The organism is Rummeliibacillus sp. SL167 (assembly GCF_007896505.1).
GTDB lineage: Bacteria > Bacillota > Bacilli > Bacillales_A > Planococcaceae > Rummeliibacillus > Rummeliibacillus suwonensis.
Window position 1 is genome coordinate 2,175,806 of the sequence record NZ_VCBM01000001.1, and the last position, 17,882, is coordinate 2,193,687.

The 17,882-nt window shown below is 36.4% G+C and carries 15 protein-coding genes and 1 pseudogene; 2 read left to right on the plus strand and 14 right to left on the minus strand.

Annotation, left to right across the window (positions count from 1 at the left end; translation table 11 throughout):
• Positions 1-374: 374 nt before the first annotated feature.
• From FEZ13_RS09765 to FEZ13_RS09830, 14 genes and pseudogenes are all read right to left on the minus strand, one after another.
• Entirely contained in the window at positions 375-641 is a 267-nt protein-coding gene (locus tag FEZ13_RS09765; RefSeq protein ID WP_146552470.1) for a hypothetical protein, read from the minus strand.
• A 613-nt stretch (positions 642-1,254) separates the two neighbouring features.
• Positions 1,255-2,577, minus strand: coding sequence for an LLM class flavin-dependent oxidoreductase (locus tag FEZ13_RS09770; protein WP_146552471.1), 1,323 nt, complete (start codon positions 2,575-2,577; stop codon positions 1,255-1,257).
• Positions 2,578-2,625: 48 nt separating this feature from the next.
• Positions 2,626-3,951 (minus strand): MmgE/PrpD family protein, encoded by a 1,326-nt coding sequence (locus FEZ13_RS09775; protein ID WP_146552472.1) that lies wholly within the window; start codon positions 3,949-3,951, stop codon positions 2,626-2,628.
• On the minus strand, positions 3,942-5,090 hold the full coding sequence (locus FEZ13_RS09780; protein WP_146552473.1) for an amidohydrolase: 1,149 nt from the start codon (positions 5,088-5,090) through the stop codon (positions 3,942-3,944). The genes FEZ13_RS09775 and FEZ13_RS09780 overlap by 10 nt, the downstream gene beginning before the upstream one ends.
• 17 nt (positions 5,091-5,107) lie before the next feature.
• A complete protein-coding gene (locus FEZ13_RS09785) occupies positions 5,108-5,851 on the minus strand; it encodes an amino acid ABC transporter ATP-binding protein (RefSeq protein WP_146552474.1) in 744 nt (247 codons plus the stop codon).
• 11 nt (positions 5,852-5,862) lie between these two features.
• Positions 5,863-6,534 (minus strand): amino acid ABC transporter permease, encoded by a 672-nt coding sequence (locus FEZ13_RS09790; RefSeq protein ID WP_146552475.1) that lies wholly within the window; start codon positions 6,532-6,534, stop codon positions 5,863-5,865.
• A 38-nt stretch (positions 6,535-6,572) separates the two neighbouring features.
• Positions 6,573-7,373: an amino acid ABC transporter substrate-binding protein gene (locus tag FEZ13_RS09795; RefSeq protein WP_146552476.1), complete on the minus strand. Its 801-nt coding sequence runs from the start codon at positions 7,371-7,373 to the stop codon at positions 6,573-6,575.
• Positions 7,373-7,873, minus strand: a complete 501-nt coding sequence (locus FEZ13_RS09800; protein WP_146552477.1) for a GNAT family N-acetyltransferase — start codon at positions 7,871-7,873, stop codon at positions 7,373-7,375. The genes FEZ13_RS09795 and FEZ13_RS09800 overlap by 1 nt, the downstream gene beginning before the upstream one ends.
• Positions 7,874-8,205: 332 nt before the next feature.
• On the minus strand, positions 8,206-9,339 hold the full coding sequence (locus FEZ13_RS09805) for an alpha-hydroxy-acid oxidizing protein (RefSeq protein WP_146552478.1): 1,134 nt from the start codon (positions 9,337-9,339) through the stop codon (positions 8,206-8,208).
• Positions 9,340-10,030: 691 nt separating this feature from the next.
• Positions 10,031-11,014, minus strand: a complete 984-nt coding sequence (locus FEZ13_RS09810; protein ID WP_146552479.1) for a Two component regulator three Y domain-containing protein — start codon at positions 11,012-11,014, stop codon at positions 10,031-10,033.
• A 186-nt stretch (positions 11,015-11,200) separates the two neighbouring features.
• Positions 11,201-11,515: pseudogene (locus FEZ13_RS09815) on the minus strand (SDR family oxidoreductase); the annotation flags it as partial.
• 52 nt (positions 11,516-11,567) lie between these two features.
• Positions 11,568-12,104: a hypothetical protein gene (locus tag FEZ13_RS09820; protein WP_146552481.1), complete on the minus strand. Its 537-nt coding sequence runs from the start codon at positions 12,102-12,104 to the stop codon at positions 11,568-11,570.
• Positions 12,105-12,309: 205 nt separating this feature from the next.
• Positions 12,310-14,397 (minus strand): methyl-accepting chemotaxis protein, encoded by a 2,088-nt coding sequence (locus tag FEZ13_RS09825; protein ID WP_146552482.1) that lies wholly within the window; start codon positions 14,395-14,397, stop codon positions 12,310-12,312.
• Between the two features lie 1,004 nt (positions 14,398-15,401).
• Entirely contained in the window at positions 15,402-16,289 is an 888-nt protein-coding gene (locus FEZ13_RS09830) for a PP2C family serine/threonine-protein phosphatase (protein WP_146552483.1), read from the minus strand.
• A gap of 408 nt (positions 16,290-16,697) precedes the next feature.
• Here FEZ13_RS09830 and FEZ13_RS09835 point away from each other — a divergent pair, with 408 nt between their 5' ends.
• Together FEZ13_RS09835 and FEZ13_RS09840 are read left to right on the plus strand one after the other, a co-directional pair.
• Positions 16,698-17,189 carry a sigma-70 family RNA polymerase sigma factor gene (locus FEZ13_RS09835; RefSeq protein WP_255473145.1) on the plus strand — a complete coding sequence of 164 codons (492 nt, stop codon included), beginning with the start codon at positions 16,698-16,700 and terminating at the stop codon, positions 17,187-17,189.
• Positions 17,190-17,432: 243 nt separating this feature from the next.
• Entirely contained in the window at positions 17,433-17,693 is a 261-nt protein-coding gene (locus FEZ13_RS09840; protein WP_146552485.1) for a hypothetical protein, read from the plus strand.
• The last annotated feature ends 189 nt before the right edge of the window (positions 17,694-17,882 follow it).

Here is a 17,882-nt window from a genome sequence, read left to right on the forward strand (position 1 = left end):
AAAAATATGACATTTAGCCTATTGAACTCATTCAAATTATTTATCTTCCCCATTGGACTTTGAGTTATCATGCTAGATTAAGCATCAATCTTTCAAAAGAGATATTGGCACTAACTCGGCAATAGGCCTGGATTCGAAGTGAATGCCATCCTAAAGAAAGGTATTCGGCACTTACTAAAAAGGCTTAGTCAAGGGGTTATTCGCTCTCTTTGAAGGGTTATTTGCTCTCTCGAGATTTTCTTTTGGATGATAAAGGGCAAGTTCCACTCATCAGGGGTTACATTTCAGTTCCAAAACTAAATGTTTTTGTTAAAGATGGGGGTTTAAGGAATCCATTCTCTTCATTCCTGATTCCTAACTAAATGTGTGTTAACCTATTGGTTTTTTACAACCAATTGATCCCCACTACTTTTTCCTTGCGTTTTGAAGTGGGGGTCTACTGTCTTGTTCATGTGGAATAAAGTGAAGCTTCTATCAATAGAGGGGTTCTTCATTCTTCGAGCGAGTGACGTCACATATACGGCAATGCGGGATTCTATCAGTGGAGTTTCTTCCATTCCCCACTGAACGGTTAAAAAGCCACGTCTGTTGGCAACACCTGTGTGGGCAACATCTTGTTGGTCCAAACCAATCAAGCGCATGCGCCAATTGATCCATCACCTATCTTTCTCCTTTCTTCTATACCTTAAGGTGGGGTTCTTACTGCTCATTAATACGAGGATAAAGATATATCTTACTTCAGGCTTGTTGACTGTCCAATTTAATCCATAAAAATAGGGAGATTCGTTGATTGCAGTTAAGGCTTGCACGACTCATGTGGGCGAATGCTGGGGGCAACAGGATGTTTGGTCACGGAATCATTGCCACAGGACGTAGCGCACTACAATTTCGTTCCTCCAATCGCTGCGCTACGGGGTTTCAGCTATTCGCTTTTCCCGCGGGAGCATCGCAGAAATCTAATCTAATGTATATAAAATATATGACAATAAAGTAAACTAATTTCCAATTAGTTTTAGCGTAGCGTATGTTATTTATTTAAACAAATAGGACTATCAAACTGAGTCTCACTCTATCTTGACCAAGAAAAAATTTTTTCACACGAAAAAAACTTTAGCAAACGTTGATATAACAACATTTTAAGAGGAAGTCGAGCAAGCCTCCACTCCAATCATTATAAATGACGCTAAAATACAGAGTTTTCAAAATTACGCCAAATAAACATCCCTAATTTTTGTAAAATCAACATGCGTGATGTTATTTTTCAAACTGATTGACTGGATTTTTTAATCCGAGATTTCCTCTTAAGGTGTTGCTTTCGTATTGAGTACGGAAGATACCTCGTTCTTGTAATTCAGGAATGACAAATTGGACAAAATCATTTAGGGAGTCGGGTAGTAATGCAGGCATAATATTAAAGCCATCCGCTGCACCAGACGCTACCCAATCTTCAATCTTATCTGCAATTTGTGTTGGGGTCCCAATAGCAATATGATGACCACGCGAGCCAGCAATCCATTGATACGCTTGACGCAAAGTCATATGCTCGTTTGTTGCACGTTTGATAATTAAATCATGTTTACTTTGAATACCATCGACCTGTTCCGGTAATTTAATATCTACAAATGGTGTATCCAATGGAATATTTGCAAAATCAACCTCACCAAAATAGCGTCCTAAAATAGATAGACCAATTTCTGGAACGATTAATTCTTGCAATGTTTCATATTTTTCTTGTGCCTCTTTTTCCGTTGCACCTACAATTGGGAATAAGCCTGGCATAATATTAAGACTGGTTTGGTCACGATGATAGGTAGGCATTTGACCTTTTAAATGTTGATAGAATTTGATGGCATCATTTTTATTTTCTTGTGCTGTAAAGACAATTTCGGCATGCTTTGCAGCAAGTATTTGCCCAGCACTAGATGAACCTGCTTGAACAATGACTGGTTGACCTTGTGGAGAACGACAAACATTTAATGGTCCTCGAACAGAGAAAAAGTCACCTTTATGATTAATTTCATGGAATTTACTTTCATCTATAAACTGCCCTGTTTCTTTATTGATCACTAATGTATCATCTTCCCATGAATCCCATAATTCCTTTACCACTTCTACAAATTCAGTTGCACGTTTATAGCGCTCACTATGTTCTAAATGTTTGGTTTGGTTAAAATTAGAGGCTGTGGAACTAAGAGATGTTGTGACAACATTCCAACCCACACGCCCAGCGCTAATATGATCTAAGGAAGCAAATTTTCGTGCTACATGAAAAGGTTCTTCGTATGTAGTAGAAGCTGTTGCAATTAGACCTATCTTTGATGTAAATGCGCTTAAATATGAAAGTAATGTCAATGGTTCAAATCTCGTCAAAATGTTAGGATGAGAATCTGTTGAAACAGATAGGCTATCTGCTAAAAATAATAAATCGAATAGCCCTTTCTCGGCTGTTTGTGCCAAATTTTTAAAATAATTTAAATTCATCGTAGCATTTGGAATGGCATGTGGATGTCTCCATGAAGCAACATGATGCCCCGTACCAGCTAAAAAAACGCCTAATTTCACGTTCTTCTTTGTCATGATTTAAAAGACTCCTTTTTAATAAGTTTCAATTGAATAGTTTAAAGATTACAGTTCCTCTAATAATAATTCTAGATTTGCCGAATTTTCTAAAGAGAAGATAAGATCTAACCATCTTTTTTCCTTCTCCTCATCATTTAAAATAGTATGACATTTTTGGATCAAATCCTCATCTGTCACACGATTCTCTGGAGAACCCTTTGGAGAATATGAAATAGCTGTTCTTTCTTCACCGTTCTTGAATAACACGTTAATCTTTGTAAATCTTTTTTCATTTGCTAAAATTGGTTGATGAGATCGTTTAATTTTCCCCATCATTTTTTTCACTTCTGTTGGAATTGGGAAATCTCTAAATTCTCTAAGTGTTAGTTCTTCACCACTAAAAATTAAAGAAACAATATATTCAATGCTAAATCGACCTTGTTCACCGGTTTCAGGTTCTCTATGAATTAAAGCAGCATCACTATTATTTGAAAATACGATTTGAATTTTTTTAATGACATCATTGGAAATAGGTCCTATTTTCAAAGCGGCATCTACGCCATAATAAGCTGCAGAACAAAATGGGTAAATTTTAAACCACAGTCCTGGCTTAACAATTCTCCAGCTTTTCCCCCAGCCTTTCAATAAGTATTGAGAAACTTCTTCCTGTTTTTTTCCTTCATACAAATTGAAAAATCCTAGTTTCCCATCGAAACTCTTTACATTATCTTTAAAATCCACTGTTGTCAGTTGCAAAGCTAGAATAGCTGCTCTAGCGGCAAGACCGGCATGAAGTGGTTTCGTTTCAGTTCCGAAATGTAAACGTAAGCCACTTGATTGTGTAGCTGCAAAGCCTAATGCTTGTGCAATTTGAGAAGTAGACATTTGTAATAAATAGGCCCCTGCAGCAGTTGCAGCAAATACGCCTAAAGTAGCTGTATTATGCCAACCTTTTTCATAGTGATCATTTGTAACAGACTGTCCTAATCTAGCCATGACTTCAACACCAACACAGTAAGCTGCAAGGAAACGATGACCTGTGACATTTTGTGTAGCTGCGATAGCTAATAACACTGGCAAAATAACAGAGCTCGGATGTCCTCGTACTTCTGTATGAACATCATCAAAATCAAGCGCATGTCCTAAAAATCCATTTACTAATGCAGCTTGTTGAGGTGTAGCCTTCTTTTCTAGACCAATTAATGGCGCCACCTCAGCTCCTCCCTCTTTCTCTAAAAGCTTTAGTAATTTTAAAACGCCTTTGTCCTTTCTGCTGGCATAACTAGATACTAAATAATCCAGTAAACCACTTTTGGCAGCCTGAATTGCGGCATCATTAGGATTTGATTGGAAAATCGATTGAGACAATCGAGTCGTTAATCCTACTTCCATTGTGCTAATACCTTCACTGCTAAATTAGCAAAGTATGTGGCAGCAACAGATAACGCATTTTCATTTAATTTATAGGCAGGATGGTGCCAATCATGAGGACCATCTACCCCCATCCAAACAAAAAATCCTGGAATACTTTTTTGATAAAATGCAAAATCCTCTCCAGCTGGTGCAGGTTGAGCTTCTACAGCTTTAAACCCTGCTTCGAGAGCCGCTTCTGTTGCTACCTCTACAAATTGTGGATCATTATTAACCACTGGCATATATGGGAACCATCTAAAATCGGCGTGAGCACCATAGCTTTCGGCAATCCCTTCTGCCAACTTTTTCATACGTTCCGCCACTAATGCTTGGTCTGCTTCTTGGAAAGAGCGAACTGTTCCTTCTAATTCGGCTTTATCTGGTATAACATTCCAAGTATTTCCAGACTGTAACTTTGTGACAGAAACAACAGTGTCACTAAATGGACTTAAGTTTCGGCTGACAATAGATTGGAAGCCTGTAACCACTTGACTCGCAATGACGATTGGATCAATGACAGCATTAGGGATACCTGCATGTCCTCCAACTCCAACAATATCAAGTTCGAAACGATCTACACTTGCCATTAATGAACCCGCTTTTACACCAATCGTTCCAACTGGAAGATCAGGCTTGTTATGCATACCGAAAATGGCTGATACACCCTCTAATACGCCTTTATCTGACACATATACGGCACCCTGAGCAATTTCTTCTGCCGGTTGGAAAATAATACGAACCGTTCCTTTAATGTCAGCCTTTCTTTCTTTCAACAAAATTGCTGCACCCATGATGGAAGCTGCATGAAAATCATGACCGCATGCATGCATAACCCCCTTATTTTTCGAAGAGAAAGACACGCCAGATTTTTCTTCGATTGGAAGTGCATCAATATCTGAACGCAAAGCTATGGTTGGTCCTGGAAGTTCACCTTTGATCTCTGCTACAACACCTACTTCAAGTGGATAATCCAGAATATCAATTCCCGCATCTGTCAACCATTTTTTTAGCCTCTTTGTCGTTTCCACTTCTTTAAATGATAATTCTGGGTTTTCATGAAGTTCACGTCGATATGAAACAAGTTGTTCTTGCAATTTTACCTTTTCAATATTCCCCATATTCCATTTTCCTTCTTTCAACTATTGAATTGTCTGATAAAAGATTTTGTGCGATCCTGCTGTGGGTAATCGAAGATTGCTTTTGGTGTCCCTTGTTCAACAATATGTCCATCTGCCATAAAGATAATTTGATCAGATACTTCACGTGCGAAATCTAGTTCGTGTGTAACAATGATCATTGTCGTATCTTCTTCAGCAAGTGTTTTAATCACTTGTAAAACTTCTGAAACGAGTTCTGGATCTAATGAAGACGTCGGCTCATCAAATAAAATAGCATGTGGCTTCAATGCTAAGGCTCTTGCAATACTCACACGTTGCTGTTGCCCTCCAGATAGAGTAGCTGGATAATTATTAGCCTTTTTTTCTAATCCTACTTGCTTTAACAAATCGATTCCTATCTGATTGGCTTCTTTTATGGACATTTTTTTGACTGCTACAAGAGATTCTGTTACATTTTGTAATGCTGTTTTATTTTTATAGAGATTGTAATTTTGAAAAACCATCGCCGTTTTTTGACGTAACTGAAAGATATCCTGGCGATTATAATGTGAAACATCAAGTGTTACTTTGTCTTTTTCTCCAATCTCAATGATACCCGCATCCGGTGTTTCCAAAAAGTTTAAACACCGCAATAATGTCGATTTTCCTGATCCAGATGGTCCAATAATAGATAGTACCTCACCACGTTTCACTTCAAAATCAATACCATCTAATACAACTAAATCATTAAATTGCTTTTTTAAATTGGTCACTTTAATCATTTTTTCATCTCCTATGTCCGATATGGCTTTTCTAAATGATGTTCAAGCATTCTTTGGAAATAAGAGTAAATAATAATCATGATCCAATAGATTAATGCGACCGCTAGATACGCCTCAAAAAATCTCATCGTATCGGACGCTTGCATTTTTGCTTCTGCAAATATTTCAGTCACACCTAACGTAAAGGCTAGTGAAGTCTCTTTAATTAAACCGATAAAAATATTACCCGTTGCCGGCAAAGCATTCCTAGCTGCTTGTGGTAAAATAATGCGGCGATATGCCTGTACTTTTGTTAAACCACCTGTGATGCATGCTTCCATTTGTCCTTTGTCCACTGACAAAAATGCGGCACGGAAAATCTCCGCTAAAAATGCGGCCTGCTTAAATCCAAATCCAATAATTGCGGCCATCACAGCTCCCATACCTGTAAACACTGGAAATAATTGCGGCAATCCATAGTAAATCAAAAACAATTGTACCAGCATTGGAATTGCTCGAAAGAATGAAATATAAACATTTGCAGCATATTTTAATACTTTTATTTCACTATCACGGGCAAGAGCTAAAACAAGACCAATGACCATAGCTAGAATCATAGATAGGACAGCCATCCACAATGTTATCGGAATATATTGAATGAGTTTAGGTACTAACTCAAAGATGTATCCTATTTCGAAATTCATGAACGTAATTCCCTTCTTATTTAACTTTTATCGCTTAATTACTCTTTTTTAGAAACATCTTTTCCAAAATACTTTTCAGAAATTTTAGCTAGTGTACCATCGTCTTTTAGCTTTTGAATTTCCTTGTTCAATGATTGGACCAATTCTTCATTTTTAGAGTCCTTTACAAAAGGAAAGGCAACTTCTTCATAGGTAAAAGGTTTTCCCACAAATTTTAAAGGTAAATTACTTTTTTTGATTTCAGCTAATAGAGCAGGTTCTGCATTGACAAATCCATCTACTCGATTGTTAATCGTATCACTGATTGCACCATCGCGATTTTCATAAGTTCTAATTTTGATTTCTTTATTTTTATCGTATTTTTCTAGATTAGTAACATTATTTGAACCTAGTACACCGGAAACTGTTTTACCTTTTAAATCATCTAAAGTGTTAATGTTTTTATTCTTTTTGCTTGTGACAATTGTAATCCCAACGTATGAGTAAGTATCTGAAAAATTATATTTATCTTTACGTTCGTCAGTTACAGCTACAGCATTGGCAATCGTATCGATTTTTTTCGTATCTAATTGTCCTAATAGACCACTAAAGTCAGAAGTTGTCCATTCAACCTTATAGCCAAGTTCTTTGGCGGCCGCTTTAATAACATCTACATCATAGCCTACAAGCTTATCATTTTCTTTATAGCTATTTGGAAAACTTAAGCCAGTTGCACCGACACGTAATACTTTTTGTTCACTTTTACCTGAATCATTAGACTTTTCACCGTTATTCCCACACGCAACCAGCAATACTGCTACAAACACTAAACTTAAAATAAGAGATAATTTTCTTTTCATTATTTTTCTTCCTCCAACAAAAATTTCTTAAGATAAATGGTTATATGTCCTTTTCCAAGATCTTTTTCTGTAAATATTTCATATCCTTTACGCTGATACATGCTAACTAACCATGGATGTGTATCAGCAGTTCCTAATGTAACATATGGAACTTTCATTTGATCTTTTAAAATAGTATTTTCAACCCATGAAAGTAATCTTGTTCCTAAACCTTGTTTCTCATAATCTGGATGTGTTGCAAACCATCCAATATGAGGGACTTTTTCTGGACCTGGATTTGGTCCCCATGGCATTCGCAAAGAAATCGTTGCAACAGGTTGACCATCAATTTGTAAAAAGTAACATATATTTCTCTTCAAATGCTGCTCTACCATTGGTAATGTCGCATGTGTCGCATCAAAGTTGATCCCTAATTTTTTGTCCTGTTCATACGCTTTTAACAAAATATCCAACAAGACTTTTGCGTCAAGAAGCGTCGCCTGTCTAAATGTATAGTTCATAATTTACCCCGCTTCCCTTTTTTTATTGTCAGACATGGTTACAGTTCTAATATCAAATTTCTTGGTTCCAAACTGGAAGCTCAATACTACAGCTATTTGAACTTATTAATCTAATATCAAATTTCTTGGTTCCAAACCCAAATCAACGTGAATTTCACTATAGTTGGATACGCCTTCTTGCCTTTTTAATAATATTATTAGAATGAATGAAAATCTATAGTCCAGTATTCTTATAAACTTTAAGGTGAATTTCATTTTAATATGTCAGTAAAGAGGTGTCAATATATCTTTCCAAACCACCCTACTAAAAGATCATTTTGTTTCAAAATATTTTATTTAATATTATACAATTTTAGTTTTTTTAACTGATGTATACTAGAAATTCCTGCAAGCCGCATAGATCTCCTAAACTCTTCAAAATAATCTAAGAATACAGTTTGAACACCTTTTTCTCCATTTAAGGCAAGTCCATATACAAATGGTCTTCCTATTAAAACAGCATCAGCTCCCATTATCAGCGCAATCATTACATCTTTTGCGGAACGAATACCACTATCAAATAATACGGGTACTTTTCTATCTACTTCTTTGACAATATCGGTTAACGCATTAATTGCCGGCATACACCCATCTAGCATACGTCCCCCGTGATTGGATACAATTATTCCTTTTGCTCCATGCTGAATGGCTAAACGTGCATCTTCAGGATTTAAAATACCTTTCACAAGAATTGGCAATGACGTTTTCTTTGATAGTTTTTTAAGCTTTTTCCAAGTGAATGTTGAATTTGGAAATATGCTTCGCACTGTATTCTCAAGAGAATCTGTTTCTAATTTCCCCTGATAATTTTGTTGAAAAACAGGATCTGAAACTAAATTAGGATATGGTTGTTGGCCTCTAGAAAACGGCAGAAAATTATTTTTCATATCTCGGACTCTCCAACTTTGCGCCATATCAACGGTCAATACGATGGCACTATATCCATTTTGCTCCGCTCTTTTCACTAAATTTAGGGTAACTTCATCATCTTTAGTACTATATAATTGGAACCATCTTTTTCCATTTTCATTAGCTTTAGCTATTTGTTCTATGGTATAGCTAGAAACTGTACTTGCAATATAAGGAATTTGTAGTGAATTGGCAGCTCTAGCAGAAGCCAATTCTCCATCTGGATGTACTTGTTTTTGGTTTCCCACTGGTGCAAATAGAATAGGAAAAGGTAGTTTTGTTCCTAGCAATTCAATTTCTGTATAAACCTTATCAACCTGCATGCAGGTATGAGGTCTAAATGTTAATTGATCAAAAGCCTCCAAATTTTTCCGAAGTGTCTGCTCTGTTCCTGCACCAGATGCAACATACCCAAATACTTCTTTTGAAAGTTTTGCTCTTGCCTGTTCTTCTAAACCCTGAAAAGTAAATGGAATTGTTCGTTCTTGATTTTTTTCTTTTAATTCTCGTTCTGACATATTTCATCACATTTCCTTTATATTTTGTCATTTCTACTGATCTATTCGAACCCTTAAAAAATTTTTTAGCGTTTCTATCAATTATAGAACAATATATATTAAAAACATTATATCACTTAATCTTATTTATTTACTTTGCATTGTCGTATTTCTTATTATTTATTACTTTATAAATTAATTCAATCCCATCATACAAAATTCATATAAAATGAAACTTCACATAGTGGGGGCTTCTTCATCCCTTGCTATGTGAAGTTTCACTTTGTCAAAATATTTTATTTTTATAAAAAAACACTTTAAACAAATCGCCCACATGGAATAAAAATATATTTTTTTTGAGCTAAAATATGCTTTTTCTTTTTCACACTAGATGGTGCAGCATGATTTCGACTGCCAAATGTTTTTTGCGTAAATCACTTTTTCATGTATAGTTCGGAGCAATCATCTGACGCTTCAATACTATGCTTTGTCCTATCACGTTATAGTTAAAAAGCCACTCGTAGCTGCTAGCAAGCTATTGGCATCTACTTTTCTGAGCCTCATCAGTATAATGGGGGACAATCTCTCAGAAATGTTTATTTTATTCTAACATACTAAAATTCTTTTTTTTGAACTGTCTGCGCAGACGTTTCAGTTTTAGATTTTCTATTCTGAGCCTTAGTCATTTACTTTAAGGAAATTGTTTTCGCCCCTAAACAATCTCGATGATTTCTGAACTGATCGAAACTTTATGTTTTAAATGATTGATGGCAAACGCTTTTACATGGTAATTGCCAGCTTGGTCGAAAGTTACTGAAAGTGTGTGATTTGTCGAATAACTTTTCATATCGATCCGATCTTTATCCTGGTAAACATACCATGCGACTTTGTTTTTCTTCGAGTCCGTTTTGACCTCAAATATACATTGCGAACCAATTGGCAGTTTTCCTTTTGCTGATTGAATCATTTCAAGAGAAGGGTAATGGAGCAATGTGCGAATATTTTCTCTTAAAATAGTGGGAAAGTATTTGCCGACGTCACTATGTTTACTATAATCTCCTAAGTCAAGGTCGTACGGGATATGCTTTTCATCCAGTTTAGTTAATAAAGGCTTCACATGATTTTCATAATGTGGTTCTTCTTTTCCTAGATGGATGAAAATATTTGGCTTGTTTTGTGTTTCTTCAATCATTTTAGGCATAATCTCATTCAAAAATTGATGATCTTCTTCCCCTGAAGAGCCAGACATGAAATCAGTCACATCCTGCGAGTTCGTTTGTTCTAGTAAATAATCCCCCAAGAAATATTGAGGAGAGGCCGCAATAATGTGATCGAATCCGTATTTGATCCCATAATATAAAGCTGCATAGCCGCCTTTGCTAGAGCCACAAGAAATAACGAAATTTATGTTATTTTCTTTGATAATAAAGTCAATTAAAGATCGAACAGACCTTTCAATAGCAAAATCTTTCTTTTCACAAAGATAATAACTTGCCCTGCTACCAAAATCATCTAATATAAAAAGTTTGTTGCAATCAATCCCTGATAATGTCCGAATAAAATTGTATGTTGGTTGCTTTTTTTTAGTAGGAAATGCTGAAAAAATCACGACTAGACTATTGGTCTTCGCATATGATTTTTGAAACAAATAGTGAATCGATTTTTCGTCTTCAAATACTTTCTCACCTTTAAACATTTGGTTTCTCCTTTATTAGATAAAATTGGCCATTCACAACACTTATTGCTAATGACTATTTTAGTACAGCTTTATTGTTTGTTGTAAGATTTTGTATATTATTAACAATACTTTTACATTAACTTTATGAAAATATGATATAGATTGTTCTTAAGCTTTGGCATTCCCGCCAAACGTTCTTCAAAATCACGATTGAGTCGATTCGCCACCATCGACATGAAGTACTTGCCCCGTTACATGTCGTGAGTCGTCTGAAGCTAGATAAACGAATGTTGGAGCTACTTCGAATGGTTGCCCCATGCGATCAAATAAGTTCCCACCATGGAGGGCAGTTTCATCAGATGAATAACTAGCTGGAATTAGGGGCGTCCAAATACGGCCAGGTGCGATGGCGTTCACACGTATTTGCCGTTTTGCAATATTTCTCGCTAATGCACATGTCCAACCAACGATAGCAGCTTTTGTAGCAGAATAATCCATCAAATGAGGCTCACCTCTATACGCTCCTAACTCTATAAAGTTAGGATTATTTTCATATAAAAGTGGCTCAGTTTTAGCTTATCAAATACATCCTTCCTTGGACTTGGATGAAACCTCTCCTTCCGTGGATTGGAACTCTCCCTCCTTGGATGGAACCTCTTCTTCCGTGGATGGAACCCTCTTTCGTGGATTGGAACTCTCCCTCCGTGGATGGAACCCTCTTCCGTGGATTGGAACTCTCCCTCCTTGGATTGGGGCTCTCCTTCCGTGGATTGGCGCTCTTCTTCCGTGGATTGGAACTCTCCCTCCGTGGATTGGGGCTCTCCTTCCGTGGATTGGCGCTCTCCCTCCGTGGATTGGCGCTCTCCTTCCGTGGATTGGAACTCTCCTTCCGTGGATAGAACCCTCTTCCGTGGATTGGGGCTCTCCTTCCGTGGATTGGAACTCTCCCTCCGTGGATTGGCGCTCTCCTTCCGTGGATGGAACCTCTTCTTCCGTGGATGGAACCCTCTTCCGTGGATTGGCGCTCTTCTTCCGTTAAAGCGGGATAAAAAATCCCTACATCTTTCCTAATAAGATGCAGGGGACGACTTTTTTCAATGGGATACATTTAGATGCTGTTGCTATATATTGATAGAGTTGCTCTAGATACGTTTTCTCACACCCATTGGGGAAAGTTGAACTTCAACCAGTAGAAATTTCTTCATTACATTGGTTGAAGCTGAACTAATCGGATTTTCATTAGAAGTAAGTCCCCATGTTACTTGCGTCTGGCTGCGAGGGCTTACTGTCTGTTGATATGAGATAATTCGCAACTAATAGCTAAATTTAGACAATTCTAGATGAAGTGATTCTGCCATTTTAGAAAGGTTGTTGACCATTCCATTAATTTCTTGCATAGAAGCGTTTTGTTCTTCCATCGTTGCTGATAATTCTTCTGTTCCAGCGGAGGACTCTTGACTGATGGATGCGATGTTTTCTACATCACTCAATACTTCAATCGTTGCTTGCTTAATGATTTGAGAAGCACTATTTACTTGATTGATTTGAACAATCATTTCCTGAATATTTTGGTTGATCTCATCGAATGTTTCTTTATTTTGCTTGATCAAATCAGACCCTAATTGAACTTGTTGAACCACACCATCCATCGCTTGCTCTACTTCTTTTGTTTCTTTTAATACACCGTCAATAATGCTTGAAATTTTACTTGTAGATTCAGCGGATTGTTCAGCTAATTTTCTTACTTCCTCGGCTACAATTGAAAAACCTTTTCCATGTTCTCCAGCACGTGCTGCTTCAATAGCCGCGTTTAAAGCTAGTAGATTCGTTTGTACTGCTATATTATTGATCACGTCGAGAATCTCTCTAATCTCTTTAGAATTTTCACCTAGCTGCTGCACAATTGTCGCAGTAGAGGAAACCTTTTCTTCGATCGTCTGCATGCCATTTATTGACCGGGTAGCACTTTGTAACCCTTTTTGGACAGAATCCTCTGTTTTTTGTGAATCATTTTCCATTTCCTCTATATGCTGTGTGATCTCTTTCATTTCGCCATTGACATGTTGTACTTTTTCTAAAATATCACTTGCATATTGTGCTTGACCGGTTGATCCTGCGGCTAATTGCTCTGATGTTGCGGATACTTGTTCAATTCCTTCACTCATTTCATTCGTAAACGTTGATAACTCTTCACTGTAAGAATTGACTTGTTCTGAAATACCTGCTGCATCTTTGACTAAAGTGCGTGTATTTTCAGTCATTTCATTCATTGCCATAGCTAACTGACCAATTTCATCTTTTGATCGAATGGTTAATGGCTCTGTCGCTAAATTCCCATCTGCAATTTCTTGAACTTTTTCGAATACCTTTTTGATTGGTTTCACTAATCCTCTGGCAATCAGCGTGATCAATAGGACAAGAATAATTAAACCAATAATTCCAATAAGTAGAGAGGATTTTAATAATGTGTTAGATTCCTCTTTTACTTCATTTAATGGAACAGTCACTAGCAACGACCAAGGTGTACTCGTTGACCCTATAGAGATGGGAGAATATACATTATAAACATCTTTTTTAGACGATACATTTGTAAAAGATACTGCTCGACCTGACTGAACGGCTTTTTTGGCTTTTGCTGACTCTGATCCTGCAAGCTTATCGCTGCTTTTTCCGACTAATTGTTCTGATGGATGAGCTACAATCGTTCCATCATTTGAGATGATCGCACCAGATCCGCTTTTGTACAGATGAATGGAATCGTTTACTTTTTGGATTGATTTTAAACTCATATCCACGCCAACAGCTCCTATAACCTGTCCTTCCTTTTTAATAGGGATCACAAAAGAAGTCATTAAAACTTTTTTTCCGTTTATTTCATAGTTGTAAGGATTCATGATGACTTGCTTTCCACTGTTTTTAGCAAGAAGATAATAGTCACCAGCACCTGGCTTGTCATAATCCTTCAACGGTAATACACTGATTTTCTCTCCTGATCGATTCCAATATGGAATAAATCTCCCCGTTTGATCATGTCCCAGCTTGTTTTTATATTTTTTATCCTTTCCATCAAAAGCATTTGGTTCCCATATCGTCCATACACCAAGGAAATCTGAATTTTCTTCAAGTGTTTTTTTCAAAATTTTATTGGTCAATTGCCGATTCGCATTATGTTGATCTACCATCGTATTCAGCGTAATCGCAAGCCCTTTCGCCATATCAATTGAATAATTAAGATCGTTTTCTACATTTTTAGCTTGTTTTTCCCCTTCTTTAGTTGCCAATTCTTCTGCGCTTTTGACAGATGAATGGTTAACTTGGTATAGATTGAATCCTATGATCACTGCAAAAACGATCACACATGCACTAAGAATTGATAATAATATTTTTGCTAATACTTTCATCCTACTACCTCCTACATGATTCACGACAAATATGAACTACATCTGTGTCTTATTCACTATGTTCGTCGTCATAATTTCAAAAAAGTTTATGAATAAATTATATTTTCAAATAAAAAATTAATGAGCCTAAACTAACTATACAATATATGTATTTTAATGAATATACAGGGATTATTTATTCATACAAATACTCATGTAACACTGACGATGACACAAATGAATTTTATACAGGCTAGATTGAAGAATTTTGCTAAACACGAAACGATTAGAAAAAGAAAAAGCACAGATTGCCGATGGAACAGCATCTGTACTCTATTTTTTCATGGGATAAAGGGAAACTTTCATCAGTGGGAGTTTTTTCATTCCCCACTGAACTATAGGAACTCAGGTTAAAAGCGCCACGTCCTATGGCAACACCTGAGTGACCAACATCTTGTTACCCCGAACCGATCGGGCGCATGCGGCAGTTGTTCTTCCTAACCTAACTTCCTTTTGCTGAATTTTGAGGTGGGTATTGCTGCCCATTATGCGGGACAAAACTGAATCTTGAGACAAATAGCTATTTTCGAACATCCTTAAATCTCAGTGTACATTTCCCTATTTATATGAAAACTGAATCATGTATTTCTTGGTTGTAAAGCAAAACTTTTCAGGCTTAGTCATATCAGTTTATCTTCAGCAATGGATTATCTCAATATATACCTGAATTACGAAGGAATACTATGTAAAAAACTGATTTACACAATGGCATTGTATTATATTTAGTCATAAGGTGGCGTTTAATGTTGGTATTTAAGATTGATTTTCTTTTTATGAGTCGAGGTTGATTATTGGATCCCAGATGCAAAGGTTTTCGTATACTAGCAAGAATAACCATCCGAATATAGGCGATTGATGTGGTTTGAAAAAGTTTAGCAAAAGATTTGGTGTAATTGTATACATACGAAATGAGTGTACTTATTTGTTGACTGGTTGAATTAGGCATACGAGAAACTCATATCACTTCAGCTTCTCAAAACCTCCAACAAAATTCCTGTTTTGTCATCGGATCTTTCTACTCTTGGATATTGCAGGCAATAAGGATCATTCTTTTCCATAATGATGTTTTTCGAGCATGCACTTTTGAGCCCTCTGTTGAAAATATGCTTAGCTGTATCCATCCACCTTTCATACCCCGGTGGTTTATGACTGAGCAATTGAAGTCCATCCGTTACCAATGCGATTTTCTTCATATCCATCAATGGAATACTACCCTTGTCCCAAAAATCCGAGGATTCCCTACTACCATCTATCGTTCCATATCCTTTATAGGTATTGACACTTTCACGATACTGCATATGGAAGGGTTGAATTAATGTTCGGGCATTTTCATAACATTGATCTAACTTTTTTTCTGAGTAATTCCGCCTCAATGTCTTTTTTAAAGTATTAAAGGTTCCCTTCCATTTACGAATATACTTTTCCTGCATTTTGGCTTTATGATCATAAGTGATACTTCGGATCGTACCGTTTTCATATTGCACAAAAATCATGCAATTTCCCGTTTGAATATAGTGCAGCTGATCATCTCTAATCTGAACAGCGGCTACACTACAACAATTTCGCGTGTGCTTTTTTATATCGGCAAAGTCATCCCAAAGCATTCTTCCTTTTTTGGTCCTTCTCATTTCCATATTGGCGGCCCTTAATATATGATCTAAGGAATCATTTTCATAGGTTTTGTCTAATAGAAAACGTCGTACAATATGTGCAGCCTCTGCTCCAGAAAAAAGATCAAATCCCGATTCTCCGTCAATGACAGCAAATCGATTATTTTTGGTGTCGCTAACATATGCGTCTTCTAGTTCCTTGTTGATACCATCTTCATAAATAAGCCCTATTACATTAATCATCCGAAAATCACTCCTCTTTTAGATTAAATGTACAAATCCTTTATGATTTCCATACTACCAACATTCCTGTTTATATCCATATGATTCTTTACGACTATACAATATCATTATTTTGGATATTAAAGTTACTTTATTCATCAATTGTAACAATTAATTCAAAATTGAAAGAATTTTATAAAAATTCTAAAAATATATCAAAACGCCACATTTTAAATAAAAATTGATGTCATATCAAATTTTTATTATGGCTACGAACATTGAAATCATAAGGTTTCGATAATTCTCGACATTTCATCGACAAAAAATTTTTCAACATTTTAACCCCTCAAAACTATTTTTTGCTCATTTTACAAATAGCGTCACAAATTTGTATTCTCAAAACACCTAGGAATACAGCCATTGTGCACAATGAGATTGGACAAAAAAATGTGTCAATTTGAAATGATTCTTGAACAATTTGAGCCAATGATCACAGTAGCTATTCGAAAATGCCGTATCTACAAAAATCACGAACACTATCGTCAAACAGCTCGCATCGCCCTATGGAAAGCATGGCAAAAGTACGATGATCTACAAGGCGATTTTGCCCCCTATGCTTACACCTGCATACATGGCAGTATTTTAGACGAGCTGAAAAAAGAAAGCCGTTATGAAGACCGCTACCAGCCACAAGAAGATGTCCTGCTATCACTCTCCACCATATCAGCAGGGCAATCCGAAACAGCTTGCTTATTGAAAGAATTACTCAACACCCTTCCAAAGCAAGAACGGCAGCTTCTCGTCGACTATTATATTACAGGCTATTCATATGCAGAATTAACAACAAAATACCACACCACGATTGCCGCCTTGAAAAAAAGAAGGTCACGTATACTTGAAAAACTAAGAAAAAATCTATAGCCCTATATAACCAAACAAACACCACCTCATTTTTACGAGACCACTGAAAAACTATAGAATCACCATTTTTATCATGTTTTTGGAGATGAATGGACCTTTTCAGTGGTCCAATTTTTACTTGGTGGTGTTTTGAATTATGAATATAGAATAGGCTTGGTTCTTTATAATTAGTTTAGTATAGAAATGAGAGCCATCCCCATGAAATAAATAGGAACAGTTCTATCTACAAAAAAGGATTTATCGATGGAAAGAGGACTCTATTCATGGGAAACAGATCCAATCCATGGAAGAGAGGGTTTTATCCACGGAAAACGGACTCCCATCCACGAAAAAGAGTATTCTATCCACGGAAAACAGACTCCCATCCACGAAAAAGAGTATTCTATCCACGGAAAACGGACTCCCATCCACGAAAAAGAGTATTCTATCCACGGAAAACAGGCTCCCATCCACGAAAAAGAGTATTCTATCCACGGAAAACAGGCTCCCATCCACGGAACATAACCTACTTATTGATAAAAAATGGTAGTTTACTTTTATATCCATTTATTTAAAAGAAGATTAAAACTTTTATCACCAAACTATGGAAATTCTAATCTAATATCTTTACAAAATAAAAAATCGTATTATACTGTAAACGTAAAGTTTCCTTAAGGAAATAAAAATTCATATAGGAATTAAAATTTCATATAA